Origin of the sequence: Paraburkholderia madseniana, from assembly GCF_009690905.1 — a bacterium.
Taxonomy (GTDB): Bacteria; Pseudomonadota; Gammaproteobacteria; order Burkholderiales; family Burkholderiaceae; genus Paraburkholderia; species Paraburkholderia madseniana.
The window spans coordinates 13,601-33,461 of the sequence record NZ_VOSW01000101.1 but is presented as its reverse complement, the minus strand read 5'-3'; the positions used below and the strand labels follow the sequence as shown (position 1 = coordinate 33,461).

17 protein-coding genes and 2 pseudogenes are annotated in these 19,861 nt (G+C 61.7%); 11 read left to right on the top strand and 8 right to left on the bottom strand.

Going from position 1 to position 19,861, the window contains the following annotated elements; all coding sequences use genetic code 11:
- A partial coding sequence (locus FSO04_RS47260; RefSeq protein ID WP_206753083.1) for a hypothetical protein occupies positions 1-471 on the top strand: 471 nt, incomplete at its 5' end.
- A gap of 281 nt (positions 472-752) precedes the next feature.
- Here the strand turns inward: FSO04_RS47260 and FSO04_RS36490 are convergent.
- On the bottom strand, positions 753-3,023 hold the full coding sequence (locus FSO04_RS36490; RefSeq protein WP_154566348.1) for an NADP-dependent malic enzyme: 2,271 nt from the start codon (positions 3,021-3,023) through the stop codon (positions 753-755).
- Positions 3,024-3,369: 346 nt separating this feature from the next.
- Positions 3,370-4,602, bottom strand: coding sequence for an MFS transporter (locus FSO04_RS36485; protein WP_154566347.1), 1,233 nt, complete (start codon positions 4,600-4,602; stop codon positions 3,370-3,372).
- Between the two features lie 412 nt (positions 4,603-5,014).
- Here FSO04_RS36485 and FSO04_RS36480 point away from each other — a divergent pair, with 412 nt between their 5' ends.
- Positions 5,015-5,701, top strand: a complete 687-nt coding sequence (locus tag FSO04_RS36480) for an orotate phosphoribosyltransferase (protein ID WP_154566346.1) — start codon at positions 5,015-5,017, stop codon at positions 5,699-5,701.
- A gap of 100 nt (positions 5,702-5,801) precedes the next feature.
- On the opposite strand, the pseudogene FSO04_RS36475 reads toward FSO04_RS36480, so the two are convergent.
- Positions 5,802-6,491 (bottom strand): annotated as a pseudogene (locus FSO04_RS36475) (response regulator).
- A gap of 264 nt (positions 6,492-6,755) precedes the next feature.
- On the opposite strand from FSO04_RS36475, the gene FSO04_RS36470 reads away from it, so the two are divergent.
- The 6 genes from FSO04_RS36470 (at position 6,756) to FSO04_RS36445 (ending at position 13,638) form a co-directional block, all read left to right on the top strand.
- Positions 6,756-7,358 (top strand): YbhB/YbcL family Raf kinase inhibitor-like protein, encoded by a 603-nt coding sequence (locus FSO04_RS36470; RefSeq protein ID WP_154566345.1) that lies wholly within the window; start codon positions 6,756-6,758, stop codon positions 7,356-7,358.
- Between the two features lie 274 nt (positions 7,359-7,632).
- A complete protein-coding gene (locus FSO04_RS36465) occupies positions 7,633-8,205 on the top strand; it encodes a flavodoxin family protein (protein WP_154566344.1) in 573 nt (190 codons plus the stop codon).
- Between the two features lie 289 nt (positions 8,206-8,494).
- The gene (gene argC, locus FSO04_RS36460; protein ID WP_154566343.1) at positions 8,495-9,442 is read left to right on the top strand and encodes an N-acetyl-gamma-glutamyl-phosphate reductase; all 948 of its coding nucleotides are present in this window, start codon (positions 8,495-8,497) and stop codon (positions 9,440-9,442) included.
- Between the two features lie 490 nt (positions 9,443-9,932).
- Positions 9,933-11,291, top strand: coding sequence for a DUF2957 domain-containing protein (locus FSO04_RS36455; protein ID WP_154566342.1), 1,359 nt, complete (start codon positions 9,933-9,935; stop codon positions 11,289-11,291).
- Positions 11,292-11,392: 101 nt separating this feature from the next.
- The gene (locus FSO04_RS36450) at positions 11,393-12,640 is read left to right on the top strand and encodes a DUF2957 domain-containing protein (RefSeq protein ID WP_154566341.1); all 1,248 of its coding nucleotides are present in this window, start codon (positions 11,393-11,395) and stop codon (positions 12,638-12,640) included.
- A 173-nt stretch (positions 12,641-12,813) separates the two neighbouring features.
- Positions 12,814-13,638 (top strand): OmpW/AlkL family protein, encoded by an 825-nt coding sequence (locus tag FSO04_RS36445; RefSeq protein WP_154566340.1) that lies wholly within the window; start codon positions 12,814-12,816, stop codon positions 13,636-13,638.
- Between the two features lie 281 nt (positions 13,639-13,919).
- On the opposite strand, the gene FSO04_RS36440 is transcribed toward FSO04_RS36445, so the two are convergent.
- Positions 13,920-14,555 carry a LysE family translocator gene (locus FSO04_RS36440; protein ID WP_154566339.1) on the bottom strand — a complete coding sequence of 212 codons (636 nt, stop codon included), beginning with the start codon at positions 14,553-14,555 and terminating at the stop codon, positions 13,920-13,922.
- 194 nt (positions 14,556-14,749) lie between these two features.
- Positions 14,750-15,619 carry an NAD(P)-dependent oxidoreductase gene (locus FSO04_RS36435; protein WP_154566338.1) on the bottom strand — a complete coding sequence of 290 codons (870 nt, stop codon included), beginning with the start codon at positions 15,617-15,619 and terminating at the stop codon, positions 14,750-14,752.
- A 94-nt stretch (positions 15,620-15,713) separates the two neighbouring features.
- Here FSO04_RS36435 and FSO04_RS36430 point away from each other — a divergent pair, with 94 nt between their 5' ends.
- Both FSO04_RS36430 and FSO04_RS36425 read left to right on the top strand, forming a co-directional pair.
- Positions 15,714-16,469, top strand: coding sequence for a Mut7-C RNAse domain-containing protein (locus FSO04_RS36430; RefSeq protein ID WP_154566337.1), 756 nt, complete (start codon positions 15,714-15,716; stop codon positions 16,467-16,469).
- Positions 16,470-16,606: 137 nt separating this feature from the next.
- Positions 16,607-16,885 (top strand): hypothetical protein, encoded by a 279-nt coding sequence (locus tag FSO04_RS36425; RefSeq protein WP_154566336.1) that lies wholly within the window; start codon positions 16,607-16,609, stop codon positions 16,883-16,885.
- 154 nt (positions 16,886-17,039) lie between these two features.
- Here FSO04_RS36425 and FSO04_RS36420 read toward each other — a convergent pair whose 3' ends face one another.
- From FSO04_RS36420 to FSO04_RS36410, 3 genes and pseudogenes are all read right to left on the bottom strand, one after another.
- The gene (locus FSO04_RS36420; protein WP_054040885.1) at positions 17,040-17,252 is read right to left on the bottom strand and encodes a hypothetical protein; all 213 of its coding nucleotides are present in this window, start codon (positions 17,250-17,252) and stop codon (positions 17,040-17,042) included.
- A 226-nt stretch (positions 17,253-17,478) separates the two neighbouring features.
- The gene (locus FSO04_RS36415; protein ID WP_097390619.1) at positions 17,479-18,231 is read right to left on the bottom strand and encodes an IclR family transcriptional regulator domain-containing protein; all 753 of its coding nucleotides are present in this window, start codon (positions 18,229-18,231) and stop codon (positions 17,479-17,481) included.
- A 107-nt stretch (positions 18,232-18,338) separates the two neighbouring features.
- Positions 18,339-18,743: pseudogene (locus tag FSO04_RS36410) on the bottom strand (SDR family oxidoreductase); the annotation flags it as partial.
- A 165-nt stretch (positions 18,744-18,908) separates the two neighbouring features.
- On the opposite strand from FSO04_RS36410, the gene FSO04_RS36405 reads away from it, so the two are divergent.
- Positions 18,909-19,844, top strand: coding sequence for a DMT family transporter (locus tag FSO04_RS36405; protein ID WP_154566334.1), 936 nt, complete (start codon positions 18,909-18,911; stop codon positions 19,842-19,844).
- Positions 19,845-19,861 lie beyond the last annotated feature (17 nt).

The window sequence follows — 19,861 nt, the reverse complement described above, 5'->3', positions numbered from 1 at the left end:
GCCATTTGCTTCATCAATCTGATTCCCATCAAATCTGATGGGAATCAGATTGCACCCCTCCCGCCGCCACGAACAGACGGTACAAATCGAGCGCTTACAACACAACAACAACCAACCAAAAACAAACAACTACCAGACAGCTACTACAACTACGAACTGCTACTTCAACCGCCAACTGCTACTTCAACTACCAACCGCTACTTCAACTACCAACCGCCACTTCAACTACCAACCGCTACTTCAACTACCAACCGCTACTTCAACTACCAACCGCTACTTCAACTACCAACCGCCACTTCAACTACCAACCGCCACTTCAACTACCAACTACCAACTACCAACTACCAACTACCAACTACAACAACACACACTTACTACCAGTACTGCAACCCATTGGTACTACTGTCTTCACCATCAGAACTACTACAGCCACTACGAACTTCTCAACACCAGAGGAAACGCAGCGCCTGACTCGATGCAAAGGATTGACCAGCCGACTGTTCCGTTGCCATCGCGTTGTGCTGCGCCTCAGAAGTAACTTTACAAAAGTGTCACAGCGAATCGAATAGGAGCATTCTTAAAGCTCGCTTAGCTCCATAAGAATTTCTCAGACCAACGGCCATCAGAACAAGAATGCACACATAAAAAAACGCCACGGAATCAACTTCCGTGGCGTTCTCACAGACTTACCGCAAACGCCGCAATGCGCGCGGCGTCGCTTCAACCATCAACCTGTCCGCATGACTGCGCGCTCACCCCTTGCGTGCGTTTGCCGAAGCCACCGCCGTCATGTTGATGATCCGGCGCACGGTCGCAGCCGGCGTCAGGATGTGCACCGGCTTCTCAGCGCCCAGCAGGAACGGACCAACCGTCACGCCTTCGCCGCCGATCATCTTCAACAGGTTGTACGTGATGTTTGCCGCTTCCACGTTCGGCATGATCAGCAGGTTCGCTTCACCGGTCAGCGTCGTGCCCGGGAATGCGGCCTTGCGGACGGCTTCCGACAATGCCGCGTCACCGTGCATCTCACCGTCGATCTCGAGCGAAGGCGCACGTTCAGCGATCAGCTTGCGAGCTGCGGCCATACGTTGTGACGACGAAGACGGCGCGCTGCCGAAATTCGAATTCGACAGCAACGCAACCTTCGGCGTGATGCCAAACTTTTCGATTTCGCGCGAAGCCAGCATCGTCATGTCGGCGAGCTGTTCGGCGGTCGGCGTTTCATTCACGTACGTATCGCAGATGAAAAGATTGCGGCCCGGCAACATCAGCAGGTTCATTGCAGCGAAGTTCTGCACGTTGTCTGCCTTGCCCAGCACCTGTTCGATGAACTTCAGATGCGCGTGGTACTGGCCGATCATCCCGCAGATCATGCCGTCGGCCTGGCCAAGGCGCACGAGGATCGCGCCGATCAGCGTGTTGAACTTGCGCATCGCGGCCTTCGCGACGTCCGGCGTGACGCCTTCGCGCGCGCCGAGTTCGTGATACGCCTGCCAGCATTGCTGATAGCGCGGATCGTCTTCCGGATCGACAACCTCAAAGTCTTCACCGCACTTCAGCTTCGAGCCCATCTTCTTCAGACGCATCTCGATCACCGACGGACGACCGACCAGAATCGGCTTGGCAATCTTTTCCAGCAGCACGAATTGCGCTGCGCGCAGCACGCGCTCGTCTTCACCTTCGGCGAACACGATACGCGCCACTTCCGACTTCGCCGCGGCGAACACCGGACGCATCACCATGCCGGTACGGTACACGGTGGTGCCGAGTTCTTCGCGGTACGCGTCCATATCCTTGATCGGACGGGTCGCAACGCCCGAGTCCATCGCGGCTTGCGCGACAGCCGGCGCGATCTTGATGATCAGGCGCGGATCGAACGGCTTCGGAATCAGGTAGTCAGGACCGAATTCGAGCGAGTGACCTTCATACGCCTTGGCGACTTCATCGCCCTGGTCGGTTTCTTCTGCCAGCTCCGCAATCGCACGCACGCACGCGAGCTTCATTTCTTCCGTGATTGTGGTTGCGCCGACATCCAGCGCGCCGCGGAAAATGAACGGGAAGCAGAGCACGTTGTTGACCTGGTTCGGGTAGTCCGAACGGCCCGTTGCGATGATGCAGTCCGGACGCACCTTCTTCGCTTCTTCCGGGCGGATTTCCGGTTCCGGATTCGCCAGCGCCAGAATCAGCGGCTGGGTGCCCATCTCGACGACCATTTCCGGCTTCAGCACGCCGGCGCTCGAGCAGCCGAGGAACACGTCAGCGCCGCGAATCGCGTCAGCCAGCGTGCGCGCTTCGGTGTTCGCCGCGTAACGTTCCTTCGACGGATCCAGATTGCCGCGGCCTTCGTAGATCACGCCTTTCGAGTCCGTGACCAGCACGTTCTTTTTCGACAGGCCCAGATTCACCAGCAGATCCAGACACGCGATGGCAGCCGCGCCCGCGCCCGAACACACCAGCTTCACTTCGTCGAGCTTCTTGCCGACCACTTTCAGGCCGTTCAGGATCGCCGCCGAAGCAATGATCGCGGTGCCGTGCTGATCGTCGTGGAAGACCGGAATCTTCATGCGCTCGCGCAGCTTCTTTTCGATGTAGAAGCACTCAGGCGCCTTGATGTCTTCGAGATTGATACCGCCCAACGTAGGCTCGAGCATCGCGATCGCTTCAACCAGCTTGTCCGGGTCGGACTCGGAGAGTTCGATGTCGAACACGTCGATACCGGCGAACTTCTTGAACAGGCAACCCTTGCCCTCCATCACCGGCTTCGCAGCGAGCGGGCCGATATTGCCGAGACCGAGCACGGCTGTACCGTTCGTGATCACACCGACGAGGTTGCCGCGCGAGGTGTACTTCTGCGCGTCGAGCGGGTCTTCGTAGATCGCCATGCAGGCCGCGGCGACGCCCGGCGAGTACGCGAGCGACAAGTCGAGCTGGTTCGACAGTGGCTTGGTAGGCGTGACCGAAATCTTGCCGGGCTTCGGAAACTGGTGGTAGGCGAGAGCGCTTTGCTTAAGTTGTTCGTCCATTTTTTAGCCTGCGAGACGTAAGTAATTGGGCCCGGCACACCGCACCGTTGGCATCGCTTGCATCTATCGAACGGATAATCGACTGCGGCGGTTTTCGCATGCGCCGGTTGAGCGCGGCGTCAAACCTCAGCGGAGGGCAAGACGGTGCGGAGTGCTACGCGGGTCGGTTAGTGTACACCCCGAACGCGTCGATGCACTGAGTGGTTAACATGGCTCGCCATCGGCGAAACACCGGCCAGCAATGCTGCAGCGCCGCATCTGGCGGGCATGGACCGGCCATTGAGCGGGGGACCGCACGTGCCGCATGCCGAGGTCAAGCATGGGTCAGGCGTGAGTCACGCACATGTCATTCGAGCTCGGCGCCGCGTCGTTCGGGGATCAGAAAGAGTGTCGCGAAGATGTCGAGCAGATAGATCGACGCGAGCAAAGCGAGCGCGGCGCCGAACGAATAGCGTGCGGCCAATGCGCCTACGACCACCGGCCCGAAACCGCCGACCGCCCGGCCGACGTTGAACAGCACGTTCTGCGCGGTGGCGCGCGCATCGGTCGGATAAAGCTCGGAGATCAGCGCACCATAGCCTCCGATCATCCCGTTGACGAACACGCCCATCGCCGCGCCGCCGATCAGCAGCGTCATCGGCGTGGTCAGATGGGCGTAGACGAATACCATCACCACCGCGCCGACCTGGTAGAACAGGAACGTCGGCTTGCGGCCGAAACGGTCGGCGGCCATGCCGAACAGCCAGATACCGCACGCCATGCCGAGCACCGTCACGGCGGTCCACACGCCGGACTTGGTCAGCGAATAACCGAACGTCTTCGACAAATAGCTCGGAAGCCAGATCATCAGACCGTAATAGCCGAAGTTCTGTACTGAACACAGAATCGCAACGCCGATGCTGGCGCGCGTAGTACGTCCGTCGGCCACCAGCAATTTGAGCGGCAGCTTGCGCATTCCACGTGCGACGCGCTCGGTAAAAAGCGCCGGCTCCTCGACGCTGCGCCGCACGAAAAACGACACCACGGCAGGCAGTAATCCAAGCGCGAACATACCGCGCCAGCCAATCACCGGCAGCAGGAGCGGCGTCAGCAACGCGGCCGCCAGCACCCCGAGTTGCCACCCCAGCCCGACATAGGAGGACACGCGCGCCCGCTGCGACGCTGGCCACGCCTCGGCCACCAGCGTCATGCCGATGCCGAACTCACCGCCGAGGCCAATGCCTGCAATGGTCCGATAGGCCAACAGGTCGGTATAACCCTGCGCCAGCGCACACAGTCCGGTGAAGACGGCGAAGATCAGAATCGTCCACGTCAACATCCGCACGCGGCCGAAATAGTCGCTCAACACGCCGAAAATCAGGCCACCGGCTACCGCGCCGATCAGCGTCCACGTCACGAGAGAGCCTGCCTGCGCGGAATTCAGATGCAGATCGGCGGCAATCACCGGCAGCATGAAACCGAGGATCAGCAGATCGAAGCCGTCCATCGCGTAACCAAGTACCGAAGCGACCAGCGCGCGGCCGGCATAGCCGCTCCTGGCGGGTTCACGGGTCTCGGTGGCAGAAGAAGCGACAGTCATTGAAAGCATTCCGTAGGACATGGAAGCAGCAACCCTGCAAGCGCCCAGCAAATTCGCGTGAGTGTAAAGGCGCGCCAGGCCGCTCACAAGCGGGCCAAAAAGCAGGCCAAAAAGCAGACCGAAAAACAGCCCGGAACGCAGCAGCAATAGGGCTCTGGACGAACCGCACAAGCCCTGTTCAGCGCCGCCTTTATGACCGTCATTCGCTGCCGGCACGCACGACGGCCTCCTCGGGAGGGGCCGTTTCGGGTAAAATGTCGGGCTACGCGCGCAGCAAAAACTGGCCTGCACTCCACTGACCAGTTGCGTATTTGCCTATCAAGGCGCCGCCCATCATGGCGCGGTATACCCAGCTTGCTGCGCCACCGGGCCTCGCGCCCGCTTCTCCTCGCTCACACCCAAGGATCCGCCCATGACAGGCTTCGATCGCCAGACGATCTCCGACACGACCGCCAAGATGCTGCTGGAAGTGCAAGCAGTGCACTTCAACGCGGAGAAACCGTACATTTTCACGTCCGGCTGGGCGAGCCCGGTTTATATCGACTGCCGCAAGCTGATCTCGTATCCGCGCGTGCGTCGTGGCCTGATGGAAATGGCCGAAGCCACCATTCTGCGCGACGTCGGCTACGAGCAGATCGACGCGGTCGCCGGTGGCGAAACCGCCGGCATCCCGTTCGCGGCATGGCTGTCCGACCGCCTGATGGTGCCGATGCAATACGTGCGCAAGAAGCCGAAGGGTTTCGGCCGCAACGCGCAGATCGAAGGTTTGCTGACCGAAGGTCAACGCGTCCTGCTGGTCGAAGACTTGACCACGGACAGCCGCAGCAAGATCAACTTCATCAACGCGCTGCGCACTGCCGGCGCAACGGTGAACCACTGCTTCGTGCTGTTCCACTACAACATCTTCAAGGAAAGCGTGTCGGTGCTGAAAGACATCGACGTCGATCTGCACGCGCTTGCCACGTGGTGGGACGTGTTGCGGGTCGCCAAGGCCAACAACTACTTCGATGCCAAGACACTCGACGAAGTGGAAAAATTCCTGCACGCGCCGGCCGAATGGTCCGCGGCACACGGCGGCGCCAACGCGACGCCGCAGTAAGCGCAGCCGCTTGACCCGGATGGAATGAAAAGGCCGCCTGTCGATGGACAGGCGGCCTTTTTTATCGAGCTCGTCCGGCCGGACGAAAGTACGACCGCGCCTAGGGCGCGCTGCCGGTATCGTCGACCGAATGCGACGACAGATTCAGCAAGCCGTTGCTCTGCGCGTACTGGAACAACTCCGAATCGCGATCGATGCCGAGCTTGCGCATTGCCGTGTTCTTCTGCGTGCTGATCGTCTTGATGCTGCGATTGAGCTGCTCCGCAATCTCCTTGATCGTCATGCCGGACACGAACAGGCGCACCACTTCGAGTTCGCGCCGCGACAGCATCACTTATTCGTTCTTGCCGCCGGCATTCATGCGCAGCGTATCGAGTGACGCCTTGACCGACGGGCTCATGTATTCCAGGTTGCGACTGACGTGCTGCACCGCGAGCCCAATGTGGCTCAGATCGTCCGATTTGTTGACGACCGACGTCACGCCGAGTTCGCTCAACCGTTTGAGCAACGCGGCGTTTTCCAGCATCGTCAGCACGACAATGGGAAGGTCGGGAAAATTGCGGCGCAGATAGCCGATCAACGGCAAACCGTCACCGTATTGGCCGCCTGGCATGGCCAGATCCGTGACGAGCACATCGCACGCCACGGTTTGCAGCACCTTCACCAGTTCGGTTGACTGTCGCGCGCGCGCGACGACCTGCAGGCCTGGAAACTTGAGCAAAGCTTGTTCGGCGCCGAACAGAATCACCGGATGGTCGTCGGCGACCACGACCCTGACTGGATCTTGCATTGCCCTCCCCTCGACAGATAAACCACTCTCCAAAACTTCTGACATACCTTTCTATTCTTGGTACTTGAACTGATCGGACACGCGCCTGTATTCGCGCGAATAATTCCTCCGACTATAGCCGATTTCGCGTCCGCCAAGCCCGCCGGCGGCAACAATGATCCGTCGCAAAGCGAATGTTAGACTTGATTCGACCCTGGGGCACAAAATAGGGACAATAATCCTCGCGAGGACAACCGCCTCGCGCCCTGACAGGAGAACCGGCACATGCGCTCGCGTTGCCTGGTTGTTTCGCTTGCTTCGCCATTCCGCCGTATGCCGTCCCTCACCTGCGCGATGCTGGGTCTCGCGCTATTCGCGGCGCATTGTCCTGACGCATTCGCCGAGGGTGTGTTCACGCTGACCAGCGCCAGCTTCCGCGCGGGCGGTACCGTGGATACGGCTCAGGTTTTCAATCAGGACGACTGCAAAGGCGGCAATCGCTCGCCGCAATTGACGTGGCACGATGCGCCGGCCGGCACACGCAGCTTCGCGGTCACGATATTCGACCAGGATGCGCCCGGCCGCGGCTGGTGGCACTGGGCCGTGGCGGCCATTCCGGCCACCGTCGACAGCTTGCCGGAAAACGCCAGCTCGTCGGGCTTCCTGAAGAAACTCGGCGCGGTCGAAGCACGCAACGACTTCGATATCGACGGCTACGGTGGCCCCTGCCCGCCACCCGGCAAACCTCATCGCTATACCGTCACCGTTTATGCGCTCAGCACCGCGGACCTGCGCCTCGCTCAAGGACGCCCGGCGCTCATGTTCGATCACGAGATCAGCACCGCCACGCTCGGCAGTGCGCGGATGGTGGTGAGCTACGGGCGGTAGCAGCGCCCGTCGACATCTGACTCGAACTGCATCGGCTGCAAGCCGACACGCGACTCACACGGCGCCGGGTGCCGCGCCCGGGCAAGTCGCGCCGTGGGTCGACACATTGATGGGCGCACGGCTTGCATCGTATTGCCGCCGCGGAATTTCTGTCATCCGCGCACGCTAATGTGCAACAGGGCGGCGCAGGCGATGCTTGTCGATGTCGCGTCGCTACATGCGCTTGCACCGTTGCCGTACTTACCTCTGCTTTTTCATCTTGCCGGAGAGTGCTATGTCGAAAATCGTCATCGTTTATCACAGCGGCTACGGCCACACGAAGAAAGTCGCCGAAGCCGTGCTGGCCGGCACGCTCGAAGCCGGCGCGGACGCGAAACTTATGCCGGTCGGCGAGATCGACGACGCGGCCTGGACAGAACTGGCGGCCGCCGACGCCATCATCTTCGGCGCGCCGACCTATATGGGCGGCCCGTCCGCAGACTTCAAGAAATTTGCCGACGCGAGTTCGAAACCGTGGTTCGGCCAGACGTGGAAGGACAAGATCGCGGCCGGCTTCACCAACTCGGCGACCATGAACGGCGACAAGTTTTCGACGATCCAGTACTTCGTCACGCTGGCGATGCAACACAGCATGATCTGGGTGGGCACCGGCATGATGCCGTCGAACACCAAGGCGGCGACGCGGAACGACCTGAACTACGTGGGAGGCTTTACCGGGCTGCTGGCGCAGTCCCCCGCGGATGCGTCGCCGGAAGAGGCGCCGCCCGCCGGCGATCTCGAAACGGCCCGGATGTTCGGCAAGCGCGTCGCGGACGTGACGACGCGGTGGAACGCGGGGGTTCGATAACGCAGCGTCCGAAGGCTCGCGCCGGGAAGGCGCAGCCAAATCGCACGCACTCGAGTTGGGCGTGGCGCTCGCCAGAATGCGTGCTGTGCGCCCCTTGGCAAGCGCCGCTAATTTGCTCGGAACCCACTAGCATCGGCTTGCATCTGTCGCGTAACCGGTCATGCCGATGTCATTTTCGGCGCGCATCGTCGTTTTTTCACCCCGTTTCGCACACCCACTGCCATCACGTCTTAAAATAGCGTTCCGGCGCGGTGTCGCGCCCCGTTTCCAGCAAGCCAGTGAGATCGAGATGAGCACGAAAGTTTTTGTCGACGGACAGGAAGGCACGACCGGCCTGAAGATTTTCGAATACCTGTCGCAACGCGCCGACGTGGAGATCCTGCGTATCGAAGAAGCGAAGCGCAAAGACCTCGAAGAACGCCGTCGTCTCATCAACGCATCGGACGTCACATTCCTGTGCCTGCCGGATGTCGCCTCGCGCGAGTCGGCCTCGCTGGTCGAGAACGACCACACCGTGCTGATCGATGCCAGCACGGCCTTCCGCACATCAGCCGACTGGGCCTACGGCCTGCCCGAACTGGCCCACTCGCAACGCGAGCGTCTGCGCACGGCGAAACGCATCGCCGTGCCAGGCTGCCATGCATCGGCCTTCGTGCTGGCCATGCGTCCGCTCGTCGAAGCAGGCGTCGTAGCGCCGGAGTTCGCCGCGCACGCTTACTCGATCACCGGTTACAGCGGCGGCGGCAAGAAGATGATCGCCGACTACGAAGTCGGCGGTAACGACAAGCTCAAGAGCCCGCGCCCTTACGCACTCGGCCTCACGCACAAGCATCTGCCGGAAATGGCGGCGCATACGGGCCTGAAGTCGGCACCGGTGTTCACGCCGATCGTCGGCGACTTCTACAAGGGTCTCGCGGTCACCACGTTCTTCTCGCCGAACCAACTGGCCAAGAAGGCCACGCCGCAAGACGTACAGGCGCTGTTCGCCGAGTACTACGCGGGTGAGGCATTCGTGAACGTCGCGCCGTTCGACGCGGAAGCAAACCTCGACAGCGGCTTCTTCGACGTACAGGCGAACAACGACACCAACCGTGTCGACCTGTTCGTGTTCGGCAATGAAGAGCGCTTCGTGACGGTCGCGCGCCTCGATAACCTCGGCAAGGGTGCATCGGGCGCGGCAATCCAGTGCATGAACCTCGCGATCGGCGCCGACGAAGAAGCCGGCTTGAAACGCTGAGCAAGTTCGAGATACAGACGGCATCCGCTGTCAATCCGCCCAAAAAAGCCGGTCTTTCCAGACCGGCTTTTCTGTTTTAAAAACCCGCCTTCAGAATTCCTCTTTCGCAGTTAATCAGTAGTAGCCCGCATTACTTTAAAAAGAAAAATCGGACTGCTCATCAACTGACGGTAATTCATTCCTCAAATTGACCCGCACAGCATAGTTTTCCACATAGGGAAACTCCGGATATTTTCTCGAACGGTCGTTCGAAGATGATAGAGCCATTTTGCTGTAACGCTTACCTGGCAAGGATGTGCGGCGAAGCAACGGCGCCGCCGTCGAAGCAAAAATTCCTTTTTTGTTTAAAAGGGCCCCCGGGCCCCGCGTAGTGCGCGTCCGGCAAAAAATGCACTGTTTGAATCGGTCTTTTTAGACGGCTCATTCAATTGACAGGCATTAACTGCGCAGCGAAATTAGTTCGCACAATTACATGAAGGGAGACAGCAGCATGTCGCACGGCATTACTCGAGGCCTGGCGATGGCCATCGCCACGGCCCCATTCCTCATCGCTTGTGGCGGCGGCAAGGCCGACAATCCCGGCACGATCAGCGCACCGCAATGCTCGGGCTCGAGCTGCGGCGTGCAAGGTCCGCCGACTTCGAACGCCGGTACTACTGCGTTGTGTCCGGCCACTGCCGACATCGTTAAAACGACGTATCTCGGTGGCGCTGGTAGTGGCGAAGTCGTGCAGGTGAACATCGACGCGACTGCGATGACGTACACGCTGAAGTGGCTTGAGTCGCCGATTCCGTTGACGAGTGCAAGCGTCGAAGTCACGCGAGCCGGTACGCAAATCACGGGCGCCGTGATCCACCCGCCGACCGGCGCGCTGCCGACCGCGGAACAGACGCGTTGCGCATTCATTCTTGGCAAAGGCACCGGCACCGCCTCCGATGGCACCACTTACACGACGCCCGACTTCGTGAACAATCCGAATCCGCCGACGATCCTCGTGGGCCAAGGCGTAGCCGGCGGCGGCATTCCAGGCGCAACGGTGCAATACGCCGGCGCACTGGGCTTAGGCATCGGCGCCGTGAACAAGCGTCATTTCGACTTTTACCCGTTCCTCGGCTTCGCCAGCACCACAACCGATATCACGAAGCTGCCAGGCACTTACAACGGCCTGCTTTATCACCTCTCGCCGACCGCGAATTACGAAACCGTTGCCACCACCTCGGTGGAGACGTTCGATGCGAGCGGTAACTGTACATCGTCGAGTTCAAGTGGCTGTCTGACGACTGGCGCCGCACTCACACTCAACAGCAACGGCTATTTCGACAGCGCGACCCCGCCGCAAATCGTCAATGGTGGCAATCCAGCGCCGCTGCGTACCGACAAATCCGGCACAGCTCACATGATCATCGGTCAGGTCAATGGCGCAACAGTGCCGCTGGTGGTTCGCACCGGGCACGTCAAAATCGCCACCCTATCGGTCGATGACGAATCAGGCATTGCAATGCTCGCCGCAGCCACACCGCTCGCGTCGGGCGGCTTCGACGGCGGTTATGTCGGCGCGGATTCGAACTTCAAGTCGACCGCGACTTTGATCCAGGGAGGCGTGGGCACCTTCATCAATCCGTCGACTTCCGCGGCGGAAGACGGCTTCGGTCTGGGCTACGGTCTGCCGAGCCCAGGACTGGTCGGCGTCCAGCAAGCAAACGGCCAGACCGGTTTGGCGATCGCCTCGGGCGGACTGTACGCGATCGAAATTCAAGGGACCGTCAACGGCGGCATCACGTCGACGTCGGCCAATTCGGATACGCCGAACGCCCCCTACTTCGGCATCGGCGCTCGGATCAGCAAATAAGGAACGAAGGACCGGGTATTCGCAGCACGAGACATAAATAGAGCAAAAAGGTGGCAGGACTGGGAGCCGGCCACACACAACGAGAAAATTCTGGAGGCGGTATGAAATGGAGAATCCTTTCGGTGCTCGCTCTTGCAGCACCGTTACTGGGGGCATGCAGTGGTGGTGGCGGCAACGGCGATGGACCGGTAACGGAAGTTCGCCTGTGTCCTGCGTCGCTCGACTACGGCACGGTGTTCACGGGCGGCGGCGGTGACGGTGAACTGGTCAAGCTGCAGATGGACACGACCAAGATGACCTGGCAGATCAACTACATCGAGTCGCCGATCCCGGCGACCAACGGCACCGTCGCGCCGACTCGCGCCGGCCAGAGCGCAAGCGGCACGCTGACGCAGGAAACCCAGCTGCCGACCAACAAGCTCAATCAGTGTGCCTTCCGCCTGAACGGCGCGAGCCTCGACCCGAATCGTCCGGCGCGGATTTTTGTGGGCGAAGGCGTGGCCGGTGGCACGATCCCGGGGGCGGAAATTTCGTTCGCCGGGATTCTCGGCGTGGGCGCGGTACCCGACACCAAGTTCCCGTACTACCCGTTCATCGGCTTCTCGTCGATTGAAACGAACCTCGCGAACGTGGCCGGCACCTATAACCAGCTCGGCTATCACCAGGTTCCGTCGCAGAACTTCGCGCCGGTCGCGGTCGATACGAAGATCACGATCAACGCGGACGGCACATGGACCGAGTGCGACAACTCCGGTGTCAACGCGGGCTCCTGCCAACAGCCGGGTACGAACTTCGTGCAGTCGTCGGACGGCAGCGGCGCATTCGAAACCGACAAGTTCCTGGGCCAGGCCAAACCGACGCTCGCCACGACGCCCAAGGCGCGCGGCTACATGATCGTCGGCAAGCTGCGCAATCAGGTGGTGCCGATCCTGGTGCGAACCGGCGCGGCGAACTCGTCGGTGACAACGCCGGTGAATGGCGAACTCGGCCCGTACGCGGACGATGAATCGGGCATCTCGATTCTGGCGCTGCAAAGCTCGATCGCGGTGAACTCACAAAACGGCGAGTACATCGGCGTGGATAGCCAGTTCGACTATCGCACCACCGCGCTCGAAGGCGTGCAGGCCACGCTGCTCGATCCGTTCAACCCATCACAGGCATCGCTTGCGACGGCGCTGAATCTGAGCTTCACGCAGACCGTGCCGGGTGTCGTGACGACAACGCAAGTGGGCGCCTCGACGGGCACCACGCCGACCGGAAAGATGATCTTCACGGGTGGCGTGTTCGGCTACCTCGATCTGACCAACGCGGCCTCGCCGTACTTCACGATCGGCGCCTTCGTCCAGTAATGGACGCAGCACGCGCCGCCGACACGCAACGAGGCGTTCGCGTCCCGGCTGCTGCGCACAGCAATAGCGCAGCAGCCGGCGTCCACCCAGTATCCAGCGCACCGGCTGGGCCGCGAGGCCGCCGTCGCTCGCCGCGCGAGACGAACGCAACGCGCGCCCCAGGGAGGAACAACATGAAAAAAATCTATTTCGCGCTACTGGCCGCTTGCCTGTCGGTCAGTGCGCACGCACAACACGCCGGCGACAACGTCGCCGTGCTCGGCTGGTTCCACGTCATGCCGCAGGATTCGAGCACGCCGCTGACCACCACCGTCGCCCCGACGCCAATCAATACACCGCTGCGTCTGCCGAGCTCGTTCACGTCTTCCGGCACGGGGTTGTCGACCAGTACGGCCAATACCGTCGGCCTCGTATTCAGCCACTACCTCACCGATCACATCGCCGTGTCGACAGTGGCGGGCGTACCACCGGTTTTCAAGCTCTACGGGCACGGCACCGTCAAGCCGCCGGGACCGGCAGGCGCACTCGGTCAGCAGAACCTGGGCGATCCGCAGGCCAATCCGATCGTGAAGAGCGTGCGCCAATGGAGCCCGGCACTGCTGTTCCAGTATTACTTCAATGCGCCGACGGCCCATTTCAGGCCGTTCGTGGGTATCGGCGTGTCGTATAACTGGTTCTCCGACGTTCAACTGAGCCAGAACTTCGTGACCGCGACGCAGAACAATCTCGGCTCAGTGCTGGCCGCCGGCGCGGGCAAGCCCGGACAGACGCAGGTGTCGGCGAAGGCGTCGTCGTCCTGGCAGCCGGTGTTCAACGCGGGTCTCTCGTACAACATCACCGATCATTGGGGCCTTGTGGCTTCGGTCACGTACATTCCGCTGAAGACCACCTCGTCGGTCATCATCAAGGCGGCGGACGGCACGGAATTGGGTGTCTCGAAGGCAGAGCTGAAAGCCGATCCGATCATTTCGTTCCTGGCCGTGTCCTACAAGTTCTGAGTTCGACGCAGATACGACAAAGCCGGCGGCCCCGCGGAGGGTCAGCCGGCGTTGTCTTTTCTGGGGGACGCTGGAAATTCAGGGCAAAAAAAAGCCCGCCTAAGCCGGCGGGCTGAATCCATATCAGAGGAGACATGGAGGAGACAAGACGAACTATAGCAAATCATTTGGTGCGTCGCAACATACAAATTAGGGTTGACCCTCGGCGTTGTATAGGCACAACAACTCTCGCAACGTTTTGCGAGCGGCGTTGACTGCGCACGCGCGAGTCAGCCGTTCGCCTAGTGGCGCACCAGCGCCATCATCGCGCCGAAGCCGACGAACACTCCACCCGTCAGACGATTGAACATCCTGGCAACGCTGCGGCTCTTCAACCTGGCCCCAATTCGCGTGCCGAAACCGGCGTACACGAGGTACCAACTCACCTCGATGACCGCGAAAGTAGCGACGAGCACGCCGAACTGCGGCAGCTTGGGCTGCGCGGCATCAATGAATTGCGGCAGCAGCGCGGCAGCGAACAGGATGGCTTTCGGGTTGCTGCCCGCCACGAGGAAGCCATTGCGAAACAGAGCGAAGCGCGAACGCGCGGGTTTGACGGAGAGTTCGTCGACCGCGCCCGCAGCACCTTCGTCAGCCGGCGCCCGCCACGCCTTGATGCCCAGATAGACGAGGTACGCCGCACCGATCATCCGCAGTGCGTTGAACATCGTCGGCCAAGCCGCGAGAAAGACGCCGAGGCCGGCCGCCGACACCGCCAGCATCAACACAAGCGCCGAAAGGCAGCCAGCCATGGTCGCGCTGGAACGGCGCAGGCCGTGCTGGGCGCCGTGCGTCATCACCAGCAGCATGTTCGGACCGGGAATCGCGGAAACGACGAAAACAGTGGCGACGAACAGCCACCAGGTATGCAGGCTCATTGGGAATCGAAGTGAATAGGGATCTGACGGCCATTATGCCCGCCTAGGCGAATCCGCAGCGACACTCCCATCGCGCGAATCTCGGCGCGCAAGCGCTGCAACCTTACGGCGAAGCACGCCAGCCCAGCAGCCGAGTCCGGGCTCCGCTACGAAAACCGGGGCGCGCCGTAAAGCGCGGCGCCCCAAGCTCCCGCTCAGCGCCCTGCCCGCCGTGCCGCCACCTGGCCCAGCACCGCGAAGTCCTTCTCGCCGTCGCCATGCGCTATCGCTTCGATCAGACTGTCACGCACGACACTCGCAATCGGCAGCGGTGTGTTGACCGCGTCCGCGGCCGCCAGCGCGAGGCGGAGGTCCTTCAGCCCGAGGCGCGCCTTGAACAGGGCCGGCTCGTAGCGCTGCTCCGCGATCAACTTGCCGTAGCCCGAATAGACCGGTCCCGGGAACAGGCCGCTCGTGATGACGTCGAGGAAATCCTGCATTGCGAGGCCGTGGCCGGTCACGAGCGTGGCCGCCTCGCCGAGCGTCTCGACCGCCGCGCCCAACATGAAGTTAGCCGCGAGTTTCATCACGTTCGCCTGTTGCGGCAGCGAACCGATGCGCCAGGTTTTCTGGCCGATGGCGTCGAAAATCGGCTGCACGCGGTCGATCGACTCGGCCGGGCCGCCCGCTACGATCGTCAGCTTGCCCGCCGCCGCGACGTCGGGCCGCCCCATCACCGGTGCGGCGACGTAATGGACGCCGCGCGAGGCGTGCGCCGTCGCCAGTTCCTCGGCCAGCGCCACCGAGATCGTCGCCATGTTCACGTGGATCAGGCCGCGCGGGGCGTGTTCCAGCAGCGATGCGGTGATGACTTCGCGCAGTGCGGTATCGTCGGCGAGCATCGAGAACACGGCGTCGCCCGCAAACGCTTCGGCGGGCGTCGCGACGACCCGCGCACCTGCGTCGGCGAGCGGCTGCGCGCGTTCCGGCGAGCGGTTCCACACGCGCACCTGATGCCCGGCTTTCAAAATGTTTGCAACCATCGCGGCGCCCATCTCGCCGAGACCGATAAAACCGATGTCCATCTGTCGCTCCGTCTTCTAAAGAACTGGAAGTAAAGCACACCCATGCGACACGTGCAGGACAGCGCGCAATTAAACACGGTGCGATACTGATGCGATGGTCACAGCGACATTCCGCTTCTATGAGGAGCTGAACGATTTTCTCGCCCGGCCCCTGCGCCGGCGCGCGTTCAGTTGCGCCTGCGCGCGCGGCGCGACCGCGAAACATATGATCGAAGTGCTCGGCGTGCCGCATACCGAGGTCGAACTGATTCTGGTGAACGGCGAGTCGGTCGGTTTCAATCATCCGCTCTCGGACGGCGATCGCATCGCCGTTTATCCGAAGTTTGAAGCGCTCGACATCCAGCCACTATTGCGCGTGCGCGAACATCCGCTGCGCGTGGTGCGCTTCATTGCCGATGCGCATCTGGGCGGTCTCGCGCCGCTGCTGCGGCTTGCCGGCTTCGACACGCTGTACGACAACCACTATCCCGACGCAGATATCGAAGCGCTCGCCGCAGCACAACAGCGCATCGTACTGACACGCGATCGGGAGCTATTAAAACGCCGCGCCATCACACATGGCTGCTACGTACGCACACTGCGGCCGCGTGAGCAATTGCGCGAAGTGTTTGAACGGCTCGATCTGGCCGGCAGCGCGCAGCCGTTCCGTTTGTGTCTGATGTGCAATGCGCCGCTGCGGCGTATCGCCAAAGATGAAGTCGGCGATCGGGCGCCCGATGGCGTGCTGGAACGGCATAACCAGTTCGTCACCTGCGACGTGTGCCGCCGAGTGTTCTGGGAAGGCACGCACTGGCAACGCATGCGTGCGCTGATGGACAGCGTGGCCGGCGCGCCGGAACCGCCGATTTGAACGCCGCTCGACGTCTCAGACGCCACACGGTCTGAGCACCGCGCCAACGCCGCTCGGGTGCGGAATCGGCGCCGCTCGCTCGTCGCGCGGCGCGATGCGTACAATGCGGGATTACTTATCTGGCAGAGGCCTTCCGTATGGCGATGAAAAAGACCGACCTTGAAAAGAACAAGGCACTCAAGCTGAACAACGCAATGAAACTGTCGACCGCCGACCGCTTCGGCAAAGCCGCTGCCGCCGACCCGAAGCTCGACCGCCGCGAACAACGCAAGCTCGATCAGGCGCAGGGCCTCGTCGCGTTCGCCTGCAAGCTGAATGGCGACCTGGTCGCGGAGCTGAAAGAACGGGCCGCCACGCATCCGGAAGGTATGAGCGGGCTGCTGAACGAGGTCATCAAGCGCGGCCTCGCGGGCTAAACATCGCCCAAAGTCACCGTCCGATACAAAAAGGCCAGAGCAGAAGCTCTGGCCTTTTTGCTGGCGACATTTAACCGGAACTGCGCTGCACTCGCCGACAAGCGGCGCGCACAAGAGAACCGGCAGGGTTCGCCCGGCTAAACCAAGCGTGAGCTTAGTTTGCCGCGCCCTTGTCGTTCGTGCCGGCTGCCGAAGCTGCTGCCGAAACCGGAGCGCGCTTGCCGTGCGTCTTCAGCTTCTTGATGTGGTGCTTCTTCGGCGCGCTAGCTGCAGCGGCCGGCGCTGCTGCGTCCGATGCCTGTGCGAAAGCTTGAACGGAGACCAGCGCGATCGATGCGGCTGCGAGCGAGACGATGAATTTTTTCATGTGTTGTTCCCCAAACCTGGACGACTGAGTCAGTGTGAATGAAATAGCTAAACGGTGAAGCAGACAAGGCTTGAGGCGCCTTACCGCTCCCCGCGGGAGAGTATTACGCAGCGTAGGCGGTTTGTCATGCGCAAAACTCGATATGTATTTTCCGCGAGACAGCTTGCTTTCGATATGCTTTCACTCATTAAGCATGCCGTATCAGGGCGATTACCTAGGCCCGCTTCTAGACCAGATTCCGCAGCAAACTGGCGGTTTCCTGAAGGGTCGGCAGCACCCGATGCAGCGCCGCATTCGCCGACTCCTGGCCGATCGGCATGCTTACGCTGATCGCTGCCACGACCGAGCCATGCCGGTCACGCAACGGCACCGCAACACCACGCATGCCCAGCTCCAGTTGTTGATCGGTGACGACATAACCATCGCGGCGGATTTCGCCCAGCACTTCGCGCAGGCGCTCCGTGGTCGAATACGTATGTGGCGTGAATACCTTGATCGGATAGGACGCCAGCCACTGCTCGATGCTTTCCGGCGGCTGGAAGGCCAACAGGATCAACCCCGCCGACGACAGCGGCGCACTCGCCCGCGAGCCGAGCACGAAACCGACCGCCATCGCGCGGTTGACGCCGTTGCGCGCAACGTAGACCACGTCGTGTTCATCGAGAATCGCGACCAGCGCGGTTTCCTGCACCGTCGCGGTGATGCGCTGAAGAAATGGCTGCACGGTGCGCGGCAAGCGTGCTGAATCCAGATACGACTGACCGAGCCGCAATACGCGCGGCGCGAGCCAGAACAGCTTGCCGTCGGTATCCACGTAGCCGAGTTCGCGCAGCGTCAGCAGATAGCGGCGCGCCGCCGTGCGCGAGAGCCCGGCGCGGGCGGCCACCATGGTCGGCGTCATGCGCGCGTGCTCTTCGTCGAATGCTTCGATGATCGCCAGCGCCTTCGCGGCGCCGGCGATCCAGTCTTTCTCGTCCATTGCGTCTGCCTGAAAGTCGGCCTGCTCTGGGGGTCACTCGTGTCCTGATCCATGAGGCCGTTGCGCGATTATCGCGCGAGTCGCTCGCTGTGCACGCGGTTGAAGACTCATTTGAAGTCCCAGCGCATCTGCTCGGCGATCCCCACCCCGCGCGAGGTCCGCACACATTCGCTCACATAGTCCGTGAACGGCAGCGGCTCGAAGCCGATCTCGTCACGCAGACGGCGGTTGTCGAACGCGTAGTCCAGCTCCGCGAAACCGGCGTACAAACGCAGCGCGTGCTCGATCAGGCGGCCGCTGCTGCAACGGTCACGGCCCACCACCTCGCGTGCGATCTTGCCGAAGTCGCGCACGCGGCACATCGAATAACGGCTGCCCGAGGTGCCGATGGCTTCGTCCATGGCGCTGATGATCTGACCGATGGTCGGCGCTTCCGAACCCGCCGACACGTGATACGTATCGAAAGCCAGCGACGGCTTCACCGCCAGCAGCGCGAGCGCACGGGCGCAGTCTAGGGACGCTGCCTCGCCGCGTCTGTCCTGAAGTTGGGGGAATGTGTGCACAATTGTGTTCAAGTGTTCGCGAATGTTCGCGGCGTATCCCGCACGCGTGCGCCCGGATAGAATCGGCACCGGATACAACGCCTTGTTAGAACAACCGAATTCGAAAAACCGCCTTTGAAACCTGACACACGTCAACACCTTCGCGCGAATCTGCTGATGCTGGTCGCGGCGATCATCTGGGGCTCCGCATTCGTCGCACAACGCTTAAGCCTCGATGCGATCGGACCGTTCCTGTTTACCGGACTGCGTTTCCTGCTCGGCGCGCTGGTCGTGCTGACGATGATCGTCTGCGTGCGGCGCTCCGCGCTGGCTGAGCTGACGAAACGAGAACCCGGCGGCGCACGCGAACTGCTCGGTGCCGGTGTGCTGCTCGGTGTCGTGCTGTCGGCGTCGATTTCGTTGCAGCAGATCGGCCTGCAATACACGAAGGTCGCCAACGCCGGCTTCATCAGTTCGTTGTATGTGGTGCTCGTGCCCCTGCTGGGCGTGCTGTTTCGTCATCGGACGGGATTCGGCACGTGGCTCGGTGCGACGCTGGCAGCGATCGGCATGTACTTTCTGAGCGTCAACGAGCACTTCTCGATCCTGTACGGCGACTGGTATCAGCTTGCCGGCGCCTTGGTGATTTCCGTACAGATGATGCTGGTCGGCCGCTTCGCGCTGCGGCACGACACCCTCATGCTGGCGCTCGTGCAGTTCGTGACTTGCGGGCTCGTGTGTCTGGCCATCGGTCTCGTGATCGAGCCGGTCAGTCTCGCTGTGATCGAGCGCGCCGCGCCGACGATTCTGTACGGCGGTGCGCTGTCGGTGGGCGTCGCCTATACGATTCAGGTGGTTGCGCAAAAGTACGCGGCGCCGTCGCATGCTGCGGTGATCTTCAGTATGGAAGGCGTGTTCGCCGCGCTCGCCGGGTGGCTCGTGCTCGGCGAAACGCTGTCAGCGCGCGCGCTATTTGGATGCGCGCTGATGCTCGCGGGTTTGATCGTGTGTCAGGTGGGACCAGCCTCGCGACGCGGAAGTGAACCTGATCGCTTGCCTCATGAAGCGTGAGGGTTTAGCCAGTCGCC

Excerpts from the sequence above, each read along its gene's own strand:
- FSO04_RS36490 (WP_154566348.1), bottom strand. The coding sequence starts at position 3,023 with ATGGACGAACAACTTAAGCAAAGCGCTCTCGCCTACCACCAGTTTCCG.
- FSO04_RS36485 (WP_154566347.1), bottom strand. The coding sequence starts at position 4,602 with ATGACTGTCGCTTCTTCTGCCACCGAGACCCGTGAACCCGCCAGGAGC.
- FSO04_RS36480 (WP_154566346.1), top strand. The coding sequence starts at position 5,015 with ATGACAGGCTTCGATCGCCAGACGATCTCCGACACGACCGCCAAGATG.
- FSO04_RS36470 (WP_154566345.1), top strand. The coding sequence starts at position 6,756 with ATGCGCTCGCGTTGCCTGGTTGTTTCGCTTGCTTCGCCATTCCGCCGT.
- FSO04_RS36465 (WP_154566344.1), top strand. The coding sequence starts at position 7,633 with ATGTCGAAAATCGTCATCGTTTATCACAGCGGCTACGGCCACACGAAG.
- argC (WP_154566343.1), top strand. The coding sequence starts at position 8,495 with ATGAGCACGAAAGTTTTTGTCGACGGACAGGAAGGCACGACCGGCCTG.
- FSO04_RS36455 (WP_154566342.1), top strand. The coding sequence starts at position 9,933 with ATGTCGCACGGCATTACTCGAGGCCTGGCGATGGCCATCGCCACGGCC.
- FSO04_RS36450 (WP_154566341.1), top strand. The coding sequence starts at position 11,393 with ATGAAATGGAGAATCCTTTCGGTGCTCGCTCTTGCAGCACCGTTACTG.
- FSO04_RS36445 (WP_154566340.1), top strand. The coding sequence starts at position 12,814 with ATGAAAAAAATCTATTTCGCGCTACTGGCCGCTTGCCTGTCGGTCAGT.
- FSO04_RS36440 (WP_154566339.1), bottom strand. The coding sequence starts at position 14,555 with ATGAGCCTGCATACCTGGTGGCTGTTCGTCGCCACTGTTTTCGTCGTT.
- FSO04_RS36435 (WP_154566338.1), bottom strand. The coding sequence starts at position 15,619 with ATGGACATCGGTTTTATCGGTCTCGGCGAGATGGGCGCCGCGATGGTT.
- FSO04_RS36430 (WP_154566337.1), top strand. The coding sequence starts at position 15,714 with ATGGTCACAGCGACATTCCGCTTCTATGAGGAGCTGAACGATTTTCTC.
- FSO04_RS36425 (WP_154566336.1), top strand. The coding sequence starts at position 16,607 with ATGGCGATGAAAAAGACCGACCTTGAAAAGAACAAGGCACTCAAGCTG.
- FSO04_RS36420 (WP_054040885.1), bottom strand. The coding sequence starts at position 17,252 with ATGAAAAAATTCATCGTCTCGCTCGCAGCCGCATCGATCGCGCTGGTC.
- FSO04_RS36415 (WP_097390619.1), bottom strand. The coding sequence starts at position 18,231 with ATGGACGAGAAAGACTGGATCGCCGGCGCCGCGAAGGCGCTGGCGATC.